Annotated in this window: 20 protein-coding genes; 17 read left to right on the top strand and 3 right to left on the bottom strand. The window is 41.3% G+C overall.

Annotated features, from left to right (window positions below; translation table 11 throughout):
* Positions 1-5: 5 nt before the first annotated feature.
* The 12 genes from plsX to QUE86_RS15195 all read left to right on the top strand — a co-directional run bounded on the left by plsX (position 6) and on the right by QUE86_RS15195 (position 10,988).
* Positions 6-1,034 (top strand): phosphate acyltransferase PlsX, encoded by a 1,029-nt coding sequence (gene plsX / locus QUE86_RS15140; protein ID WP_286258202.1) that lies wholly within the window; start codon positions 6-8, stop codon positions 1,032-1,034.
* Between the two features lie 70 nt (positions 1,035-1,104).
* Complete coding sequence (fabD, locus tag QUE86_RS15145; protein WP_167657743.1) at positions 1,105-2,031, top strand: ACP S-malonyltransferase; 927 nt, start codon at positions 1,105-1,107, stop codon at positions 2,029-2,031.
* 11 nt (positions 2,032-2,042) lie between these two features.
* Entirely contained in the window at positions 2,043-2,789 is a 747-nt protein-coding gene (fabG, locus tag QUE86_RS15150; protein WP_130051612.1) for a 3-oxoacyl-ACP reductase FabG, read from the top strand.
* A gap of 238 nt (positions 2,790-3,027) precedes the next feature.
* On the top strand, positions 3,028-3,264 hold the full coding sequence (gene acpP, locus QUE86_RS15155) for an acyl carrier protein (RefSeq protein WP_016707440.1): 237 nt from the start codon (positions 3,028-3,030) through the stop codon (positions 3,262-3,264).
* 117 nt (positions 3,265-3,381) lie between these two features.
* Positions 3,382-4,620, top strand: coding sequence for a beta-ketoacyl-ACP synthase II (gene fabF, locus QUE86_RS15160; RefSeq protein WP_054554715.1), 1,239 nt, complete (start codon positions 3,382-3,384; stop codon positions 4,618-4,620).
* A gap of 57 nt (positions 4,621-4,677) precedes the next feature.
* Entirely contained in the window at positions 4,678-5,490 is an 813-nt protein-coding gene (gene pabC, locus QUE86_RS15165; protein WP_256854455.1) for an aminodeoxychorismate lyase, read from the top strand.
* Complete coding sequence (mltG, locus tag QUE86_RS15170) at positions 5,487-6,464, top strand: endolytic transglycosylase MltG (protein WP_130051610.1); 978 nt, start codon at positions 5,487-5,489, stop codon at positions 6,462-6,464. Before pabC ends, mltG begins: the two co-directional genes overlap by 4 nt.
* Before the next feature lie 18 nt (positions 6,465-6,482).
* Complete coding sequence (gene tmk, locus QUE86_RS15175; protein ID WP_286258213.1) at positions 6,483-7,109, top strand: dTMP kinase; 627 nt, start codon at positions 6,483-6,485, stop codon at positions 7,107-7,109.
* Between the two features lies 1 nt (position 7,110).
* Complete coding sequence (locus QUE86_RS15180; protein ID WP_286258214.1) at positions 7,111-8,004, top strand: DNA polymerase III subunit; 894 nt, start codon at positions 7,111-7,113, stop codon at positions 8,002-8,004.
* Between the two features lie 8 nt (positions 8,005-8,012).
* Positions 8,013-8,339, top strand: coding sequence for a PilZ domain-containing protein (locus QUE86_RS15185; RefSeq protein WP_054554720.1), 327 nt, complete (start codon positions 8,013-8,015; stop codon positions 8,337-8,339).
* A gap of 13 nt (positions 8,340-8,352) precedes the next feature.
* Complete coding sequence (locus QUE86_RS15190) at positions 8,353-9,132, top strand: TatD family hydrolase (protein WP_130051607.1); 780 nt, start codon at positions 8,353-8,355, stop codon at positions 9,130-9,132.
* 35 nt (positions 9,133-9,167) lie between these two features.
* The gene (locus QUE86_RS15195) at positions 9,168-10,988 is read left to right on the top strand and encodes an alkaline phosphatase D family protein (protein ID WP_286260409.1); all 1,821 of its coding nucleotides are present in this window, start codon (positions 9,168-9,170) and stop codon (positions 10,986-10,988) included.
* Here the strand turns inward: QUE86_RS15195 and QUE86_RS15200 are convergent.
* Positions 10,985-11,800: a polysaccharide deacetylase family protein gene (locus QUE86_RS15200; RefSeq protein WP_286258218.1), complete on the bottom strand. Its 816-nt coding sequence runs from the start codon at positions 11,798-11,800 to the stop codon at positions 10,985-10,987. The two genes, QUE86_RS15195 and QUE86_RS15200, sit on opposite strands and share 4 nt — an antisense overlap.
* Before the next feature lie 310 nt (positions 11,801-12,110).
* Positions 12,111-13,550: a 16S rRNA (cytosine(1407)-C(5))-methyltransferase RsmF gene (rsmF, locus tag QUE86_RS15205; protein WP_286258220.1), complete on the bottom strand. Its 1,440-nt coding sequence runs from the start codon at positions 13,548-13,550 to the stop codon at positions 12,111-12,113.
* Between the two features lie 281 nt (positions 13,551-13,831).
* On the opposite strand from rsmF, the gene QUE86_RS15210 reads away from it, so the two are divergent.
* The 5 genes from QUE86_RS15210 to prpF all read left to right on the top strand — a co-directional run bounded on the left by QUE86_RS15210 (position 13,832) and on the right by prpF (position 20,527).
* On the top strand, positions 13,832-14,536 hold the full coding sequence (locus tag QUE86_RS15210) for a GntR family transcriptional regulator (protein ID WP_130051604.1): 705 nt from the start codon (positions 13,832-13,834) through the stop codon (positions 14,534-14,536).
* Between the two features lie 84 nt (positions 14,537-14,620).
* Complete coding sequence (gene prpB / locus QUE86_RS15215) at positions 14,621-15,496, top strand: methylisocitrate lyase (RefSeq protein ID WP_130051603.1); 876 nt, start codon at positions 14,621-14,623, stop codon at positions 15,494-15,496.
* 24 nt (positions 15,497-15,520) lie between these two features.
* Positions 15,521-16,645: a bifunctional 2-methylcitrate synthase/citrate synthase gene (gene prpC / locus QUE86_RS15220; RefSeq protein WP_286258222.1), complete on the top strand. Its 1,125-nt coding sequence runs from the start codon at positions 15,521-15,523 to the stop codon at positions 16,643-16,645.
* A 117-nt stretch (positions 16,646-16,762) separates the two neighbouring features.
* Positions 16,763-19,354, top strand: a complete 2,592-nt coding sequence (acnD, locus tag QUE86_RS15225) for a Fe/S-dependent 2-methylisocitrate dehydratase AcnD (protein WP_286258224.1) — start codon at positions 16,763-16,765, stop codon at positions 19,352-19,354.
* Positions 19,355-19,357: 3 nt separating this feature from the next.
* Entirely contained in the window at positions 19,358-20,527 is a 1,170-nt protein-coding gene (prpF, locus tag QUE86_RS15230) for a 2-methylaconitate cis-trans isomerase PrpF (protein WP_286258226.1), read from the top strand.
* Positions 20,528-20,556: 29 nt separating this feature from the next.
* On the opposite strand, the gene QUE86_RS15235 is transcribed toward prpF, so the two are convergent.
* Positions 20,557-21,465, bottom strand: coding sequence for a substrate-binding periplasmic protein (locus QUE86_RS15235; protein WP_130051599.1), 909 nt, complete (start codon positions 21,463-21,465; stop codon positions 20,557-20,559).
* Positions 21,466-21,650: the final 185 nt, after the last annotated feature.

The following is a 21,650-nucleotide window of genomic DNA, read 5'->3' on the forward strand; positions in this document are numbered from 1 at the left end:
GCTATATGCTGACCAATCTAACCATAGCGTTAGATATGATGGGGGGCGATTACGGCCCCCGTTCATCTATCCCCGCTGCCGTGCAAGCGGTAAATGCTAATACCAACTTAAGACTCATCTTATGTGGTAATCAGCAAGTTATTCTAAAAGAACTCGAAGCACTCGATTCTGTTTCGCACCCTCGTTTAATTATTCGTCATTGTAGCGAAGTCGTGACAAATGCGTGTGAACCTGCTTCAGCGGTTCGTTCTAAAAAAGATTCATCAATGCGAGTTGCCCTCGATTTAGTCAAGTCGGGTGAAGCGCAAGCGTGTGTAAGTTCTGGAAATACAGGCGCGTTATTTTTTATGGCGCATTACGTATTAAAGATGCTTCCAGGCGTAAAACGTCCTGCATTAATCTCTGCCGTTCCAACCGAACGTAAAAACCCAGTCTATTTACTTGATTTAGGTGCTAATGTGCATTGTGATGCACAAACTCTTTATCAATTTGGCATTATGGGTTCTGTGGTAGCAGGGCAGGCTCTTGGCTGTGATAACCCAAGAGTTAGTTTATTGAATATTGGCTCTGAAGACATCAAAGGGCATGAAGGAATAAAACAAGCTGCACAGTTAATGCAGCAGTGTGAATATCTCAACTACACTGGTTACAGTGAAGGTAGTGATATTTTCAGCGGAAAAGCCGATGTTATTGTGTGCGAAGGATTTGTAGGTAATGTGGCATTAAAAACCTGTGAAGGTATTGCCAAACTGATCATGCACAAACTCACCAAAGCCTTACACAAACATTTCTTATACAAAAGTTTAGCGTTTTTATTACGTCCGGTGATAAAAAAACTCTACAAGCGGGTGAACCCCGACCAGTATAACGGCGCAAGTCTGTTAGGATTGCGCGGTATTGTTGTTAAAAGCCATGGCAATGCCTCACCGAAGGCGTTTCATGCAGCTATTGATGAAGCCGCGCGGGAAGTCGAACGCCAACTCCCTGAAAAAATCGCTGCGATTTTTGAGCAAACACATCCAACAACAAAGTAGTGCAGCATATCTAAAACTTGTTATGCTGCCTGCTACAGAATATTTTTTTGTTTAATTATAAGAGCAAAGTATGGCACATAAAATTGCACTCGTATTTCCAGGTCAAGGCTCACAAACTGTGGGCATGTTATCTGAACTATTAGCTGATTCACAGATTGCTAAAGCAACATTCGCTGAAGCATCCGAAGCTCTTGGCTATGATCTAGCTGCACTTGTACTAAATGGTCCAGAAGAAGAATTAAATCAAACCCATCGTACACAACCAGCACTTTTAACTGCTAGTGTAGCTATTTACCGTCAATGGTTAGACGCAAACCCTGATGCCGATGTTGTGATGGCCGGTCACAGTTTAGGTGAGTATTCAGCATTAGTTTGTGCTGGCGTTGTAAGCTTAAGCGAAGCCGTTAAACTAGTTGAAAATCGTGGTTTATACATGCAAGAAGCAGTACCTGCGGGTGTTGGTTCTATGGCTGCAATCATCGGCTTAGGTGACGACGAAATTAAAGCAGCGTGTGAAGCATCAGCAAATGGCGAAGTTGTTTCACCAGTAAACTACAACTCACCAGGCCAGGTTGTTATTGCCGGCCATAAAGCGGCAGTTGAGCGTGCATCAGAAGCATGTAAAGAAGCAGGTGCTAAACGTGCTTTACCACTTGCAGTAAGCGTACCTTCTCACTGTGAACTAATGAAACCAGCTGCTGAGAAATTAGCTGCTGATTTAGCTGCTTTAACATTTAATACACCTAAGTGTGATGTAATCAACAACGTTGATGTAAAAGCAGAGCAATCAAGTGAAGCAATTAAAGATGCATTAGTACGTCAACTATACAGCCCAGTTCGCTGGACTGAAACAGTACAAGCATTAGTTGCGCAAGGTATCACACAAAGCTATGAGTTTGGCCCTGGTAAAGTACTAACGGGTCTTGCAAAACGAATTGATAAAGCAATGGTATGTGCTGCGGTTAATACGCAAGCTGCTATTGATGAAGCGAAATAAGTAGGAATAGAATGACAAATTTATTTTCTCTTGAGGGCAAGGTTGTCCTAATCACTGGTGCAAGCCGTGGTATTGGTAAAGCGATTGCAAACACGCTAGTTGCACAAGGTGCAAAAGTAGCGGGTACAGCAACAAGTGAATCAGGTGCTGCTAAAATCAGTGAATACCTAGGTGACAACGGTAAAGGTTATGCTCTTAACGTTACAGATCCTGAATCGATTGAGGCGACACTTGCTGCGATCAAGGCTGATTTAGGTGATATCGATGTATTAGTTAACAATGCAGGTATCACTCGCGATAACTTATTAATGCGTATGAAAGACGGTGAGTGGGATGACATCATCGACACTAACCTAAGCTCAATTTTCCGTTTATCTAAGGCTGTTTTACGCCCTATGATGAAAAAGAAAAATGGCCGTATCATTAATATCGGTTCTGTAGTAGGCACTATGGGTAATGCGGGGCAAGCTAACTATGCTGCAGCGAAAGCGGGTGTAATTGGTTTTACTAAGTCATTAGCACGCGAAGTTGCATCACGTGGCATCACTGTAAACGTTGTTGCACCTGGTTTTATCCAAACAGATATGACAGATGAGCTGACTGAAGACCAAAAAGCGGCTACGCTTGCAAATGTACCTGCAGGACGTTTAGGTCAACCTGATGAAATTGCTGCTGCGGTATGTTATTTAGCATCTGACGCTGCTGCGTATGTTTCAGGCGAAACATTGCACGTAAATGGCGCGATGTACATGGTCTAATGAAAGTTGGCAGAAATTTGCTAACGAAAGATTATCGAAAATTGTTGAATTTTTTGTGATCTTGCTTTAAACATACTTGAATTCGCTATGAAAATAAGCGATAAATGAACAAATACTATTCGAGAGGTTTGACCAGATAAGTAATTATCAGCAAATCCTTGAATCACAGAATTATGCGGCGTAAACTACGCCGCAATCTGAAAATAACGCATTGGCGTTTTTAATAAAGGAAAGAAGAATGAGCGACATCCAAGAACGCGTAAAGAAAATTATCATTGAGCAACTAGGTGTTAAAGAAGAAGAAGTAAAACATGAAGCTTCTTTCGTTGATGACCTAGGTGCTGATTCACTTGACACAGTAGAACTAGTAATGGCTCTTGAAGAAGAATTCGACACTGAGATCCCAGACGAAGAAGCTGAAAAGATCACTACAGTTCAAGCTGCAATCGATTACGTTACAGCTCACGCTGAGTAATTTTACGCATTTTGATTTTAAGGGCAGCATTAAGCTGCCCTTAGTCTATCTGAAGAATGATACTAATAAATTTGGTATACACCCCACCTAAAATAATTTCCTTATTGGAGGCAACCCGTGGCTAAACGTCGAGTCGTCGTAACTGGCTTAGGAATGTTGACACCGCTAGGTAATGATGTTGAATCTACTTGGCAAGGTTTGTTAAACGGTAAAAGTGGTATTCAAACTATCACGCATTTCGATACCTCAAGTTTCGGCACCAAATTCGCAGGTTTGCTGAATGACTTTGATGCATCAGCATACATGTCACCGAAAGATGCAAAGAAAATGGATTTGTTTATCCAATATGGCATTGCAGCGGGTGTACAAGCACTACAAGATTCTGGTCTAGAGATCACTGAAGAAAACGCCACCCGTGTTGGTGTAGCAGTGGGTTCTGGCATCGGTGGTTTAACTTTAATTGAAGAAAACCACATTAAACTATTAAATAGCGGCCCGCGAAAGCTTTCTCCGTTCTACGTGCCTTCGACCATTATCAATATGATCTCTGGTCATTTATCGATTATGCACGGCTTACGTGGTCCAAATATTTCAATCGTTACAGCCTGTACTACAGGTCTACATAACATTGGTCATGCTGCGCGTATGATTGCATACGGCGATGCAGATGCAATGGTAGCCGGTGGTGCTGAAAAAGCATCGACACCAATTGGTATGGGTGGCTTTAATGCAGCACGTGCATTATCAACCCGTAACGATGATCCACAAGCAGCATCACGCCCTTGGGATAAAGACCGTGACGGTTTTGTTCTTGCTGATGGTGCAGGTGTTATCGTACTGGAAGAATATGAGCATGCTAAAGCACGTGGCGCGAAAATCTACGCTGAGCTCGTTGGTTTTGGTATGAGTGGTGATGCATATCACATGACATCTCCACCTGAAGACGGTGCAGGCGCAGCACTGGCGATGGAAAATGCCCTAAACGATGCACAAGTTAATGCAGACCAAGTTGGCTACATTAATGCTCACGGAACATCGACTAATGCAGGCGATAAGGCAGAAACATCAGCCGTTAAAACTATTTTTGGTGATGCGGCGAAAGATGTGATGGTAAGTTCATCGAAATCAATGATGGGTCACTTGTTAGGTGCTGCTGGCTCGGTAGAGTCGATCATTACTATCTTGTCACTTGTTGATCAGAAAGTAAGCCCTACAATCAACCTTGATAACCCAGATGAAGGCTGTGATTTAGACTATGTACCGCACACTGCACGTGATGCTAAATTGGATTACGCTCTATGTAATTCATTTGGTTTTGGTGGTACTAATGGCTCGTTGCTGTTTAAAAAGGTATAATTCTTTTTAACAACGGACTAAAAAGAAGAGCCCAGTTGTTTAACTGGGCTTTTTTGTATGAATAAATTAAAACAAACAATAAAAATAACCACACCAGATACCAGTATAAGCACGCAAGATCGTGGCTTAAATTATGGTGACGGCTTTTTTACCACAGCCTCTGTGGTGAATTCTGTCGTTGAGCACTGGGACTTACACAAAGCGCGATTAGAAGAATGCGCGCAAAGGCTATTTTTCCCCGAGTTAGATTTACCTGCAATCGAGCGTAGGGTTAACCACGCAATCAGTGAAACGCAAGCGGGTATTTTAAAAGTAGTTATCACCCGAGGTGCAGGTGGGCGTGGTTATGGCTTACCAGATACACCAAGTATCCAAGTGCTGATCAGTGTAATGCCTGCAGTTTCACACTATAAAAGTTGGCAGCAGCAGGGCGTAAGCCTAGCAGTTAGCGACGTTAAACTTGCACATCAACCTTTACTTGCAGGCTTAAAAACATTGAACCGTTTAGAGCAAGTACTTATCAAAAGACAAATGAACACCCTTGAGTGTGATGACGTTGTTGTACTTGATTATGATAACAATGTGATTGAGTGCTCGGCTGCAAATATTTTTGCCATTAAAGACGGTCAAGTTATGTCACCTAAGTTAAACCGCTGCGGTATCACTGGGGTTTATCTCAGCGCTTTATGTGATAAGTTAGCCATTGAATTTAAAGCAATCCAACTAGATGAGCTTTTAGCTATGGATGCCGTATTTATGTGTAATAGTTTAATGGGCGTGGTTCCCGTTGCACGGATTACTGATACAGAATTTGATATTGAACGCAGTAAAGCGCTATTAACGGCGCAGTTTGCCAAGGAGAATGTGTGATAAAAGTCATTGTTAGCGTGCTGTTATTAGCATTGCTATGCTGTGGTATTGGCTATCAACAGCTTCAATCAGCAATGAAAATGCCGTTAAAGGTTGAAAACAGTACTTTATTTAAAGTAGAACGTGGTACTGGGTTCAATCAACTTTGCCAAGCATGGCAAGCAAAACAGTGGGTTGATAGCTGCTTTAAATTTCAGGTGCTCGCTAAATTAGATCCTACGCTTACTGATCTAAAAGCGGGTCTTTATGAACTTGATACAAGCGCTGTGATTGATAATATCCGCCGCATTAATCAAGGTGCACAAGTAAGCTTTAGCTTCACAATTATTGAAGGACAGCCACTTCGTGACGTCGTTGCCAATATCCAAAAGCAAGTGCATTTAACACATGACTTAGATACAAAAAATTTAGCGACGCAGATAAGTAACACGCAAAAAAATTTAGAAGGCTGGTTGTTCCCTGATACCTATCACTACCACAGTGGAGATAGTGCCAGCGGCTTATTAAAACGTGCTTATAGTAAAATGCAGCAGGAACTAGAATCTGCGTGGCAAAATAGAGCATCAGATTTAGTGTTAAGCTCACCTTATGAAGCTCTAATACTTGCTTCTATAATTGAAAAAGAAACCGGTTTAGCCAGTGAACGGCCATTAATTTCTGCAGTTTTTACCAATCGTTTAAAAACAAATATGCGCTTACAAACAGATCCCACTGTTATCTATGGCATTGGTGCTGATTTTGATGGCGATATCAAACGCAAAGATTTAACGACGTATACACCGTATAACACTTATAAAATAAAAGGCTTGCCGCCAACACCGATTGCTATGCCTTCGAAAGCGGCGTTGCTTGCAGCGGTTAATCCACCACAGTCTGAATTTATATATTTTGTTGCGAAAGGGGATGGTAGTCATCAATTTTCGAAAACATTACAAGAACATAATCGTGCGGTAAAGCAGTACCAATTAAACTAACAACCAGAATTGAGTCATATGACAGCAAAATTTATTGTGATTGAGGGCCTTGAAGGGGCTGGGAAATCAACGGCTATTGCCGTATGCCAAGCTTATTTAGAAAACAAGCAAGTCGATTTTATAAATGTACGTGAGCCTGGCGGCACAGCAATGGCTGAAGAGCTACGTAGTATCGTCAAACAAGCTCATCAAGAAACGGTTACAGGCGAAACTGAGTTATTAATCATGTATGCAGCACGCTCGCAATTGATTGCTAATGTTATAAATCCAGCACTTGATAAGGGAACTTGGGTGTTAGGTGATCGCCATGATCTCTCATCACAAGCATATCAAGGTGGTGGTCGCGGTATTGAACAGACTAAATTATCTTTTCTAGCGGATATGGTACTAAAAGGTTTAAAACCAGATTTAACTATTTATTTGGATATTGATCCTGCTGTAGGTCTTGCCCGTGCAAAAGGGCGTGGTGAGCTTGATCGTATTGAACAAGAAGCATTAGGCTTTTTTGAGCGCACTCGCGCACGCTACCTTGAAATAGCTAAAACTGATAGCAGTATCAAAACAGTGGATGCAAACCAAACAATGCCTGAAGTGCATGCGGCAATCACAACCGTGCTTGATAACTTTTTTGCAGGTTTAAATTAATATGCATTTGCCATGGCTTGAAGGTCTTTATAAGCAGCTAGCGCAAAGCTTTACACAGCAACGCTTTCATCATGCACAATTATTTAATGGTGATAAAGGTGTAGGCAAACAACGTTTAGTCGATTCGCTTGCCGATGGCTTACTATGTGCGTCACCTGTAAACTTAAAAGCCTGTGGTAATTGCAAAAGTTGTCAACTGAATCAAGCGGGTACCCATCCAGATAAACGTGTTGTTAAAGTAGAGGGGCAGACGATAGGGGTTGATGAAATTCGTTTAATAAGTGACTTTATCAATCATTCAGCCGCTCAAAACGGTAATAAAGTTGTGGTACTTGAACAATGTCACAAAATGACCACTGCAGCGGCTAACGCCTTATTAAAAACTCTTGAAGAGCCTAGTCTACGCCGCTATTTATTATTAACGTGTGAGCAAACGGCATTATTACCAGCAACTATTTTAAGTCGCTGTGCAGTTCATGAAATAAAAGTTAACCCAGAATATACAACACAATGGTTAGCTCTTTTAAATATCCCTAATTATTCATGGTTAGAATTATTCGCTAGGCAACCACTGCTTGTTGAGCAGTGGCAAAATGATAATCAACTTGAGGCAATCGATTCACTTTTTAAATTTGCAACTGAGATAAAAGACAGCCATAATTTCAGTGCGTTAGTCGACATCCTTAATAAAGACCATAGCTTGGTTAATGTATTTGCGTTGTTTTTAACAGAGCATCTCAAGACGCAATTGGTGTTAGGAATGGACTTTTTCAATTATCAGAAAGCACAATCTGCAATCTCAGAGTTTCTTTATAATAGCTCACATGTGCTTGGCTTGAATATGGAACTAGCCATTTCGCAACTAGCGTTTACTTTACGGGAAAGCCAAAATTAGGAAGTATCGTGCAAGAATTATTAGTAGATATTGAAGACTTAGAAGAATTATATCGCTGTTACATGCCTTATTTAAAAAATGGTGGTTTATTTGTTCGCACTAATATGCGTTTTGAAATGGGCCATTCATTAGCTCTAAAAGTCACCTTACCAGATGCACTAGAAGATGATGTAGTAACGGGGAAAGTTGCTTGGATAACACCACAAGGTGCACAAAGCTCAAACCCACCAGGTATCGGTGTTAACTTTATCGATGATAAAACCAATTTGAATGCTAAAATCGAAAAACTACTCGGTACTATGTTAAACTCAGGCAATCCGACCTATACCATGTAATAAAAGTAGTACCATGATTGTAGATTCTCATTGCCATTTAGATCGCCTAGATTTCGATAAACTCGACCTAAACTTAGACCAAGTACTTGATAACGCCCGCGCAAAGAAAGTTGAACACTTCTTGTGTGTCAGTGTGACCTTAGATCAATTCCCAAGTATGCTGGATAAAATACAAAACTATCCAGATGTTTCTGCATCATGTGGTGTTCATCCACTTGATCAAAAAGACGCACTGGATAAACAAAAGCTCATCGACCTAGCTAGTCACGACAAAGTAGTAGCAATTGGTGAAACTGGGCTTGATTACTATTACTCAAAAGACACACATATTGTTCAGCAAGAAAGTTTTGTTGGTCATATTGACGTTGCTAATGAGCTTAATAAGCCACTAATTATCCATACTCGTGATGCCAGAGAAGACACCATCAATTTAATGCGCGCTCACAATGCGGAAAACTGTGGTGGTGTATTGCATTGCTTTACAGAAAACTGGGAAATGGCCAAAAAAGCCATTGATATGGGCTTTTATATTTCGATTTCGGGCATTGTTACATTTAAAAATGCCGTAGAGTTAAAAGACGTTGTAAAGCAAATTCCGCTAGATCGCTTACTAATCGAAACAGACTCACCGTATTTAGCACCTGTGCCATATCGTGGTAAAACAAATCAACCAGCCTATGTTGAAGATGTCGCTTACTACATTGCCGAGTTAAAAGGGCTTACTTTTAACGAATTAGCTGAAGCAACAACCAACAACTTTTACTCGTTGTTCAATCAAGCTAAAAGGGCGTAATAGTGTACGGCGTATCGAATTTACCTCAGTTAGTAATGGGGCCAATGGTACGCCGAGCAGATGCAGGGCGAGTGTGCTTTCAATTTGTTACATCTAGGCCTTGCCAATACCGAATAGAGTTTAGCGGTGTTGAGACATTCTCGAATTTAGAGTCAATCCAATTAGGGCTCCATCTTCACTTAAATTTTATCAATGTAATGCCCGCCAGCGGCCAGTTTGCAGTTGATTCACTGATCTACTATTCGTTACATGATGAAGATAAAAGCCTTGATTTGTCGTCTTTCTGCTATGAACGAGCAGAATCTCCTGCATTTGTGATCCCAAATAGACTCGATAGAATTCTGCATGGCTCGTGTCGTAACCCTCATCACCCTGCAAAAGACAGCCTTGTTGCTGCAGATAATTGGCAAAATGATCAGCGCCAGTCACTTAATGCAGGTGCTGACCTATTATTGTTATCTGGCGACCAAATATATGCGGATGATGTAGCCGGGCCAATGCTGCTCGCGATCGAAAAAGTGATTAGCCTATTTGGTGTGTTTCAAGAGCCAGCGCTTGATTTAGATTTACCAGCAGGATTTGAGCAGCAACTTTACCAGCGCCATTTACACTTACCCAAAGTGCCTTGGCAGAAACGGAGCAAATTTGGTGTTGGTTATTGGCTTAAAAAAGATGAGCCACACTTCTCAAGCTTAAAAGCAGAAAACCACTTAATTCATTTTCAAGAATTTATAGCGCTTTATTTATTAAACTTCAGCGCTGTTACTTGGCAGCTAATTGAGTTTGAATCAATTGAATGCCCAGCATTAGCCCCTAAATACGCAAATCTTTTTAAACTCGAAAAGGACGCACTGGTTGGTTTTGCAAAGGGTCTTCAAAGCGTTGAAAGGTTATTCGCCAATGTGTCGACATTAATGATGTTTGACGATCATGATGTCACCGATGATTGGAACTTAACCGCGGGTTGGGAGCAAGCTATTTATCAGCACCCATCTAGCCGTCGCATTGTAAATAATGGCCTAATTAGTTATTGGTTAATGCAGGGGATTGGTAATGACGCAGGTGATAACTCGCTGTCATTATTACCCAGTTTTAAACAAAGCCTGCAGCAACAGAGCTGGAATTTTAAAGACTTTGATAAGCTAATACTCAATTTTAACCATTGGCATTACGAGCTTAATACCATTCCTAAAGTTGTAGTACTCGATACCCGAACGCACCGATGGCGTAATGAACAAAATTTCAATGAGCCATCAGGTTTACTTGATTGGGAAAGGCTCACTGAATTAGAAGAAAGCTTATTGTCTCACGATAAAGTGATTATCGTATCTCCAGCTCCGGTATTTGGTGTTAAATCGATTGAAGCAATCCAAGCGATTTTTAATTTTTGCGGACAGCCATTGTTGGTTGATGTTGAAAACTGGATGGCTCACGAAGGATCGGCAAAAAAATTGCTCGATACATTTCGCCGTGAAGATACACCAAAGGAAACCTTGATCCTCTCTGGTGATGTACATTACTCATTTTGCTTTTCAGTGCAAAAGCGCTTTGGTAAACATAAAAACCGTATTTGGCAGTTGACTGCCAGTGGCATTAAAAATGAATTTCCTCGTAAGCTTATTAATATCCTCGATAAGCTAGACTCAATTTTGTATGCCCCGAAAAGCCCACTTAACTTTTTTACTAAACGTTGGCAGATGGAAGTTGATAAACATCAAACCATGGGAGAAGGGCAAAAGTATTTGGTCAGTAATGCGGCTATCAGCTTAATTGAGCTCAACGATGGTTTACTCGCTAAATATGAACTGATCCACGCTGACAACCAAATTACTGAATTCGATTTAAACGATAATTAATCGAATGCTTTGCGGTTCGTCTCAACATAGTCGGCAACATTACTTACCGTATCTAACCAAAAACCATTTTTAGGGTCTTGTAGATAAACAATAAGCTGCTCTAGTACTTTACTGTCGGTGGTGTACTGATCTCGCTTACCTATATTATGGCCTGCAAGAATGATCCAGCTATTGTTGCTTCGGTGTTGTTCTATGGTTTTTTTGATCTCAGCGAATGTTTGCCCATCAATGGGTAAACTAGTTAACTGCGAAAAGTCAGTAAAGTTTGGATTATTCGCTGTTTCATCAAGCCAAGTTCTACCGGTTTTAAAATGCTTGGCTATTAATGGGACATAGCTTCTTGTATTGGCACCACGCCCAACAAAAGTATTTCCACAAGGGTACGCAAAAGCGGTTGGTGTCACGTTAAGTGTGGCTTTTATGTAATCCTGTCCTTTAAGGATATCTTGCTCCATTTCTTTTAATGTAACTTGTTCAAGTGATACGCCGAGTTCACGAAGCCATTCAAAGTTACCCGTACACAAATGGCTTGCCGTATGATTAGCAATTTCGTGACCTGTTTTAACTGCCATATGCCACTTTTCAACACGTTCTTTTACGTTAAAAGGAGATACATAAAATGTCGCTTTTACTTGGTACTTGTTTAAAAGCGCTAAACCGGTATCGACTTGGCTATGTCTTGCATCATCAAAAGTGATACTGACGGCATTTTTAGCCTTATTAGGGTAGTCAAAGCCTAGGTAGTCACTGCTTTTTGCCAGACTTTGGCTGCTTATTAAAAGTGGTAGTACGACGCACAGGGGTTTAAGCATAATCAATCCTTTATCATTGTTTTTACAATGAAATCAAAAAGGGTGATGCTTTACTATGCGACTTTTGAATAAAAAACGCCCAGAACGAATCCGCATTGTTCTGGGCTTAGGGGGTGGCTCGTGCGAGCCTGCGCTAACTATAAAAAAACACCTTCTAAATTCAGTAGGGAGAAGTAGAAAGTACTTTTAAGTGTAGTTAATCAGCAGGAAATTGCACGGTAAATGTACAAATTTTATACTGGTTTAAAATCAGTCTGTTACGGCTTTTTACCTAAATTAGTACCTTATTTATACAGTCATTATGCGCAACTTATACCCAAGTTATCAACTGAGCATTTTGGACTAAATCACGAGGTAGTGAGTTTTTAATTTTATTCTTTTGCCACTTGCCAAGGCCTACAGGGCATCCACATAACATTAAGATCACTTCACCATTATCTTGGGTTGGTTTTTCGAGTCGAATATCTTTACCGTTAAAGTAATCGTTTGCTTGTGCTTGTGTCATCTCAAAGGTGTTTTTATCGCATTTTTGTCCAAATACAGTGGCAAATTCATGAGCTAAGCGAACTCCGCCTTTGTGAATAACACCAAGCTGGATCCCTAATCGGGAGTATTTAATTTTATCTTGCAGTTCATTAAAGCGATCAGGGAATAACCAAAGCTCTTTATCACGTTGCATTAAATTCCCTGGTAGTGATTTTAGACCGAACTGTTTTTTAATTGTTTGCATAAACGCTTGGCTTTGCTTTTTATCAAACTCAGCAAACGGAAATGCGCCTTTTTTAACTTTTTGATTTGGGTTATCGCTTGACGCTATTTTCTTAAATTTAGCGATGAAGAAACCTTCACTGTCGTAAGTTTGCGGCCAAACATGCAAATAACCTTCGCTGGTTGTTGCTTTCTCTGCACCATCAAAAAGGCTATCAAGCGATTGTACTTCGATGCAATCAGGAAATTCTGCTAATAGATACTCGCACACTTGTTGGTTTTCAAGTGGTGTTAAAGTGCAGGTCGAATAAACTAATGTGCCGCCAGGTTTTAAGGCATAAAAGGCACTTTTGATAAGGGCTTTTTGTACAGCAGCAATATCAATATTAGACTCGATTGACCAATTCTTTAGGGCGTCTGCATCTTTACGAACCGTGCCTTCACCTGAACACGGGGCGTCTAGCAAAATACTGTCGAAGCACTCATACATGTAATCTCCGAATATCACACCGTCAAAATGTGATAAAGCACAATTACCTACGCCCATACGTTTGAGGGTTGCTGCTAATACTTTTAAGCGTGACGATGACAACTCATTGGCCACTAACACGCCATTATTATCCATCATGGCTGCGATTTGTGATGTTTTCGAGCCCGGAGCTGAAGCCATATCAAGTACAGCATCGCTTTGTTTAACTTCGGCTCTCAGTGCAACCGGCGGCAGCATTGAGCTGGCTTCTTGCACATACATAGCGCCACTTAAGTGTAAATCGGTATTACCGATTGCAAGGGCCTCTTCTTCGTCACTTGGACGTGTTAGCCAGAAGCCTTCTTCGCACCATGGGATCGCTGTTAACTCCCATCCTTTATTGGCACATTGATGCTGAAATTCTGCGACTGACATTTTTAATGTATTTACGCGAACAGATCGTCTAAGTGGGCGTCGACAGGCTGCAATAAAGTCGTCTAATGATAAATGTTCAGGAAGGTAGCTTTTAACATCATCAATAAATGAGTCAGGGATATAAGTATTAGCGTCCACTAAATGGCTCTCACGTCACGTAATAATTGGTAGATCATACCATTTATAGCGCTTTCATGGGATATTTTTAGCTTGTTCAGGTTAATATTGAAGTGTCGACAAATTGGCAATATAAATGTTGTTTATAGCCATTATTTTTGACAAATATCATTTTATGTCGACATTTTGGTGGTTTTTTAGTCTGTTTTGCTGATCTCGAGGTTGACACTTTTCATGTTAGAGCGCATAGTGAACTTACAAATTGTCGACAATCCTAATTTAGTACTTTGATAGACTTATTTATGACAGAGCAAAAAGCCAACGATAACTACAACGATATCACGATCACAACTGCATCAGACCAAGTGTTTGTCGACATGCGTCGTGAAATTGTACAAGGCACCATTGAGCAGGGTAGCAAAATTTCTGAGCCAGAATTAGCGAAACGCTATGGTGTAAGTCGTGCCACCTTAAGAGAAGCATTAAATCGTTTAGAAAGCTGTTATTTGGTAGAGCGTAAAGCGAATGTCGGTTGTCGTGTTGTAGCACTGACTGCTGAGCGTTTAATCGAAGTATATCAGGTACGTAGTGCTCTAGAAGGGCTGGCTTGTCGGTTAGCTGCCGACAACATGGAGCCTGAAGAAGTGCAGGGTTTAAAGCAGTTATTGAACCAGCATTTACAAACACAGCGTGTAAAAGAAGGTGAATCATACTACCAAGAAGCGGGCGACCTTGATTTTCATTATCGCATTATTAAAGGCTCTAAAAACGCGCACCTAATTCATCTTTTATGTAATGAGTTGTACCAGTTAATTCGTATGTACCGTGTACAAATGGGTATGGTTGGGCCACGTGTATCAAAAGCATTTGATGAACACTTGGCAATTATCAATGCTATTGAAAACCATGACGGGGAATTAGCAGAAATGCTTATGAAGCGCCACATAAGTGCGTCTCAGGCAAATATTCAGACTAAGTTTGACTTACTAGCAGCAAAAAAACAGTAGTGCAGTCGTTAAACAGTCATAATTTAGATTTAAAAATTAGATTCAGCCAAAGAGCTGAAACCGTTCAAAGATAGGAGTTATCCAATGTCAGCAGGATTAAAGTTCAAACAGGCAATCGCAAACAATAAGCCACTACAAGTGGTTGGCACCGTCAATGCGTACTGCGCAATGATGGCAGAAAAAACAGGTCACCAAGCACTTTACCTCTCAGGTGCAGGTGTTGCTAACGCATCATACGGCATGCCAGATTTAGGTATGACAAGCTTAGATAACGTACTTGAAGATATTCGTCGAATTACCAGCGCTACCGACTTACCACTTCTAGTTGATGCTGATACAGGCTGGGGTGGTGCATTTAATATTGCACGCACAGTGAAAGAAATGACTAAGGCAGGTGCTGCAGGTTTCCATATTGAAGACCAAGTTGCACAAAAACGTTGTGGTCATCGCCCTAATAAAGAAATCGTGTCAAAAGATGAAATGGTTGACCGTATTAAAGCTGCGGTAGATGCGAAAACTGATAGCGATTTTTACATCATGGCACGTACTGATGCATTCCAAAAAGAAGGTTTAAATGCGGCCATTGACCGCGCTGCTGCATGTGTTGAAGCAGGTGCCGACGCAATCTTTGCAGAAGCTGTGCATGATTTAGCCGACTACCAAGCATTTGCTAAAGCGTTAAATGTTCCAATTCTTGCGAACATCACTGAGTTTGGCCAGACACCGCTATATACAGCTGAGCAATTAAGCGAAGTGGGTGTTGAAATTGTACTTTATCCACTAAGTGCATTTAGAGCTATGAACAAAGCTGCACTTAATGTGTATTCGTCTATTCTTAGCGAAGGCTCGCAACAAAGCCAAGTAGACAACATGCAAACACGTGCGGAATTATATGAGTTTTTAGATTATCACTCATATGAAAACACACTAGATAATCTTTTCTCAGCTAAAAAATCATAACGACAACATATAAGGAGAACACTCATGGTAGATAAAGCATTAGGCGGCGCAGGTTTACGTGGTCAAGTAGCAGGTGAAACAGCACTGTGTACAGTAGGTAAATCAGGTTCAGGTTTAACATATTGTGGTTATGATATTAGCGAATTAGCAGAGAAAGCACAGTTTGAAGAAGTATCTTTTTTATTGTCGCGTGGTGAATTACCAACAGAGTCTGAGCTTACAGAATATAAAGCAAAGCTAAAATCACTACGTGGTTTACCAGATGAACTAAAAACAGTGCTTGAGAACATTCCTAAAGACGCGCACCCAATGGATGTAATGCGTACTGGTTGTTCAATGCTAGGTAACCTAGAAATGGAGCATGATTTCTCTGAGGCGAATGATGCGATTGACCGCCTAGTTGCCGTATTCCCAAGTATTATTTGTTATTGGTATCGCTTTAGCCATGACGGCGTTCGGATTGAAACTGAGACTGATGATGATTCGGTAGGCGCACATTTCTTAAATTTATTGCACGATAAAGCGCCATCGGCATTATTTGAGCAAGTAATGAATGTCTCATTAATTCTATACGCAGAGCATGAGTTCAATGCATCGACATTTACTGCGCGTGTATGTGCATCAACATTGTCAGATATTCACTCTTGTGTAACGGGGGCTATTGGTAGCTTACGTGGTCCATTACATGGTGGTGCTAACGAAGCGGCTATGGATATGATTGAAGGCTTTACAAGTGCAGATCAAGCTGAAGAGGCGCTAATGGGTATGCTTGAACGTAAAGACAAGATTATGGGCTTTGGTCACGCTATTTACCGTGAATCAGATCCACGTAACGTGATCATCAAAAAATGGTCTGAAAAACTGGCTGCCGAAGTGGGTGATGATGTTCTCTATCCTGTCTCTGTTCGCTGTGAAGAAGTTATGTGGCGTGAAAAGAAATTATTCTGTAATGCTGATTTCTTCCATGCATCTGCGTATCACTTCATGGGTATTCCAACTAAGTTATTTACGCCAATTTTCGTGATGAGTCGTGTAACTGGTTGGACTGCACACGTGAAAGAGCAACGTGCTAATAACCGTATTATTCGCCCAAGTGCTGATTATACGGGACCAGAAGCGCGAAGCTATACGCCAATTTCAGAGCGCTAATCATTAATTAAATCAGTGATAGGGGTAGCTTAGCTGCCCCTTTATGAAGGGGCGTAAGAATAATAAAAATAATCAGCCCACCTTTATTCACCGTCACCAAGTACAAGTAGAATCATCATGAATACAAATTTTAGAAAACCATTAGCAGGCACTGGGGTCGATTATTTTGATACTCGCGCTGCTGTTGATGCAATTAAACCGGGCAGCTATGCCACACTTCCTTATACATCACGTGTCCTTGCCGAAAACTTAGTGCGTCGTTGTGAACCTGAAATGCTTAATGATGCACTTTCGCAATTGATTGAAAGAAAACGTGATTTAGACTTTCCATGGTTTCCTGCACGCGTAGTATGTCACGATATCTTAGGTCAAACAGCGTTAGTTGATTTAGCCGGCCTTCGTGATGCGATTGCTGCAAAAGGGGGAGATCCTGCAAAAGTAAATCCTGTGGTACCAACTCAGTTAATTGTTGATCATTCATTAGCTGTTGAACACGCAGGTTTTGAGCCAGATGCCTTCGAAAAAAACCGTGCTATTGAAGACCGTCGGAACGATGACCGATTCCACTTTATTAATTGGACGAAAACAGCATTTAAAAATATTGATGTGATACCGCCGGGTAACGGCATTATGCATCAAATTAATTTAGAGAAAATGTCGCCTGTGATCCAAAAACGTGACGGTGTGGCTTTCCCAGATACACTGGTTGGTACAGATAGCCATACACCAATGGTGGATGCACTAGGTGTTATTGCAGTTGGTGTAGGTGGTCTTGAAGCTGAAAGCGTGATGCTTGGCCGCGCATCTTACATGCGTTTACCTGATATTGTGGGGGTTGAGCTGACAGGTAAACCACAACCGGGTATTACTGCAACCGATATTGTATTAGCGATCACCGAATTTTTACGCAATGAAAAAGTCGTTTCGACCTATCTTGAATTTTATGGTGAAGGTGCCGAGGCACTGACACTGGGTGATAGAGCAACTATCTCAAATATGACACCAGAGTTTGGTGCAACTGCTGCGATGTTCTACATCGATGACAATACGCTTGATTACCTACGTTTGACTGGCCGTGAAGAAGAGCAAGTTAAGCTAGTCGAAATCTATGCAAAAGAAACTGGTCTTTGGAGTGATAGTCTAAAAACGGCAGAATATGAGCGTGTATTAACCTTTGATTTGTCATCTGTAGGTCGAAATATTGCGGGTCCATCTAATCCACATCGCCGTGTTGCAACCAGCGAACTTGATAAAGCGGGTATTACTGGTGTTGTTGAAAATGAAGAAGGCTTAATGCCTGATGGCGCGTGTATTATCGCAGCAATCACAAGTTGTACGAATACAAGTAACCCACGCAACGTTATTGCTGCAGGTTTACTTGCACGTAATGCCAACGCCAAAGGTTTAACCCGTAAGCCATGGGTTAAAACATCACTGGCACCGGGCTCTAAAGCGGTGAAATCTTACCTAGAAGAAGCTAATTTGTTACCTGAGCTTGAGCAACTTGGCTTTGGTATTGTTGCCTTTGCATGTACGACGTGTAACGGCATGAGCGGTGCGCTAGATCCAAAAATTCAGCAAGAAGTAATTGACCGTGATTTATACGCAACAGCTGTACTTTCGGGTAACCGTAATTTTGATGGTCGTATTCATCCATATGCAAAACAAGCATTCTTAGCTTCACCGCCACTGGTTGTTGCTTATGCCATTGCTGGTACTATTCGTTTTGATATCGAAAAAGATGTATTAGGGCATGATCAGGAAGGTAACGAAATTCGCCTAATGGATTTATGGCCAAGCGATGAAGAAATTGATGCAGTGATCAAACAAAGTGTTAAACCTGAGCAGTTTAAAAAGGTTTATGAGCCAATGTTCGACTTAAGTGTTGATTATGGCGAAGACAACGATCCGCTTTATCAATGGCGTCCACAAAGTACTTATATTCGTCGACCACCATATTGGGAGGGGGCGTTAGCAGGTGAGCGTTCTCTTACTGATATGCGTGCATTAGCCGTACTAGGCGACAACATCACCACTGACCACTTATCGCCTTCAAATGCGATTTTAGCGTCAAGTGCTGCTGGTGAGTACCTAGCTAAAATGGGCCTTCCTGAAGAAGATTTTAACTCGTATGCTACTCACCGAGGCGACCATTTAACAGCGCAACGCGCTACATTCGCCAACCCTAAGTTACTGAATGAAATGGTTAAAGAGAATGGTGAAGTAAAGCAAGGTTCATACGCTCGCATTGAACCAGAAGGTAAAGTGACTCGTATGTGGGAAGCAATCGAAACCTACATGCAGCGTAAACAACCGCTTATCATTGTGGCAGGTGCCGATTATGGCCAAGGCTCATCACGTGACTGGGCAGCTAAAGGTGTACGCCTTGCAGGTGTTCAAGTTATTGCAGCCGAAGGTTTTGAACGTATTCACCGCACTAACCTGATTGGTATGGGCGTATTACCGCTAGAATTTAAAGCCGGCACGACACGAACTACATTAGGTATTGATGGTAGTGAGACCTTTAGCGTGAAAGGTGAGCCAACACCTGGAGCTACGCTTACACTTGTTATTACACGTGCTAACGGTGAAACCGTAGAAGTACCTATGACTTGTCGTTTAGATACCGCTGAAGAAGTATCAATCTATTCAGCAGGGGGCGTGCTGCAACGTTTCGCGCAGGATTTCTTAGAATCTGAGGAGCACTAAACTATGACGTTTAAACCACAAATAAAGGTGCCAGCAACCTATATGCGTGGCGGTACCAGTAAAGGGGTGTTCTTTAACTTAACTGATTTACCTGAGCCTGCCCAAGTGGCAGGTGAAGCACGCGACAACTTGTTATTACGTGTGATTGGTAGCCCTGATCCTTACCAAAAACAAACTGACGGTATGGGTGGTGCAACCTCAAGTACGAGCAAAACTGTAATTTTATCGAAAAGTGATAAACCTAACCACGATGTTGATTATTTATTTGGTCAAGTTGCTATCGATAAAGCGTTCGTTGATTGGAGCGGTAACTGCGGTAATTTAACCTCAGCAGTAGGGGCTTTTGCAGTATCTAATGGTCTTGTAGATGCCAGTAAAATTCCTGAAAATGGCATTGTTGAAGTTAAAGTATGGCAAGTCAATATAAGTAAAACCATAATAGTACATGTGCCAATTACCAATGGCGAAGTGCAAGAAACCGGTGATTTTGAGCTTGATGGCGTGACATTTCCTGCTGCAGAAGTAAAACTTGAATTTATGGACCCAGCAGATGGTGAAGGCGCATTATTTCCAACAGGTAATTTAGTTGATGAACTTGAAGTTCCGGGTATTGGTATGTTGTCTGCGACGATGATCAATGCGGGTATCCCAACTGTGTTCATAAACGCCAGCGAAATTGGTTATGATGGAACTGAGCTTCAAGAGGCAATAAACGCTGATGCATCAGCACTTGATAAATTAGAAACTATTCGCGCCTACGGGGCGTTGAAAATGGGGCTAATTTCTCATCTTGATGAAGCTAAAGCTCGCCAACATACACCAAAAGTAGCATGGGTTGCACCGGCAAAAACCTATCATGCATCAAGCGGTAAAGTTGTCAGTGATACTGATATTGATTTAGTGGTACGCGCTATGTCGATGGGTAAATTGCACCATGCCATGATGGGCACGGCTGCTGTTGCAATAGGTACCGCTGCTGCCATTCCTGGTACCTTGGTGAACCTTGCTGCAGGTGGTGGTGAGCGTCAGGAGGTAAACTTTGGTCACCCTTCTGGCACATTAAAAGTGGGTGCTGCTGCAACACTTGTTGATGGTAATTGGCAAGTCACAAAAGCAAGTATGAGTCGAAGTGCTCGAGTGCTTATGGAAGGGTGGGTTAGAGTGCCGCAATAGAGCACAATACTTTCAAAATAAAGCGGCGTTTACGCCGCTTTATCGTTTGCGTAGCATTGTTGTTTCATACCTTGTATAAACTCGTCAAACTTGCCGCTGGCTTGCATCAACTCAATTTCATCATTTAAGTCTTTTAAAACCTTTTGCCAGTGTGGTGTTGATTTACTGACAGAATAATACAGTGGTTTGTATTCAAGTTTAGGTTCTAGCGCTACGAGTGATTCTAGCATTTGCTGTTTACCATTCATTGATAATTCAGACTTATATATGCTTGCTTTTAGTACCTCAAGGTCTGCCACAATCAAGCTGACTCGATTACTTAGTAAGAGGTGGATTAACTGGTATTCATTATTTGCGACGATTGTATCGATCTCTTTATTATCAATCATGGCATCTAATTCTTTGGTGTTTTTATATGAACGGACCACACCAATAGGTAGGTCTTTTACTGAGTTTAAGTCACCATTAAATGGAATTTGATTTCCTTTTAATGCAACGAATGATAAATCACCTCCAGGAATAGCATGACTCAAAGCGAGTAAATCGTTGCGGGTTTTGTTGAGAAAATTATCAGATACCACATTGTCTTCGATGAAGTATTCCGGAAAGAGAATGTCAGCTCGGCCTAATTCAGCCTCTCTAACAGCACGTGCCCAAGGGTAAAAACTAATATGTACGCCATAGCCTTTCTCTAATAGGGAGCCCACTGTGAATTGGAATAACCAACCTTTGTTACATAGGTTTTCATCAATATAGGGAGGCCAATCTAAGGTTACTAGTTTTAAAACATGATTTGCATCTAGGTTATAACCATAACCACCGTTAAAACGAACAGCTTCTTCAGTCGCTATTTCGCCATTTTTTTGAAAGCTGACAGCCGTTAGGCCTGCAAAGGCTTGAAATGAAGCAAATAATAAAAACACGGTCAGTAGTTTCATAAATTGTCTAAGTTTTTGTTATTTAAATAAAGCTTAGTCTTTTGTAGTAAATATACAACCAATTAACTGTAACATTATTTACTAGGCTAGTGCGTTTTTCGATCACTGCACACATAAATGGGCTAGAATAACAAAACAATCAATTTGTATTATGATATTATTTAGCGGGTTTTTTGCAGCTTAAG

It is taken from the genome of Pseudoalteromonas apostichopi, from assembly GCF_030297135.1.
Classification (GTDB): domain Bacteria; phylum Pseudomonadota; class Gammaproteobacteria; order Enterobacterales; family Alteromonadaceae; genus Pseudoalteromonas; species Pseudoalteromonas apostichopi.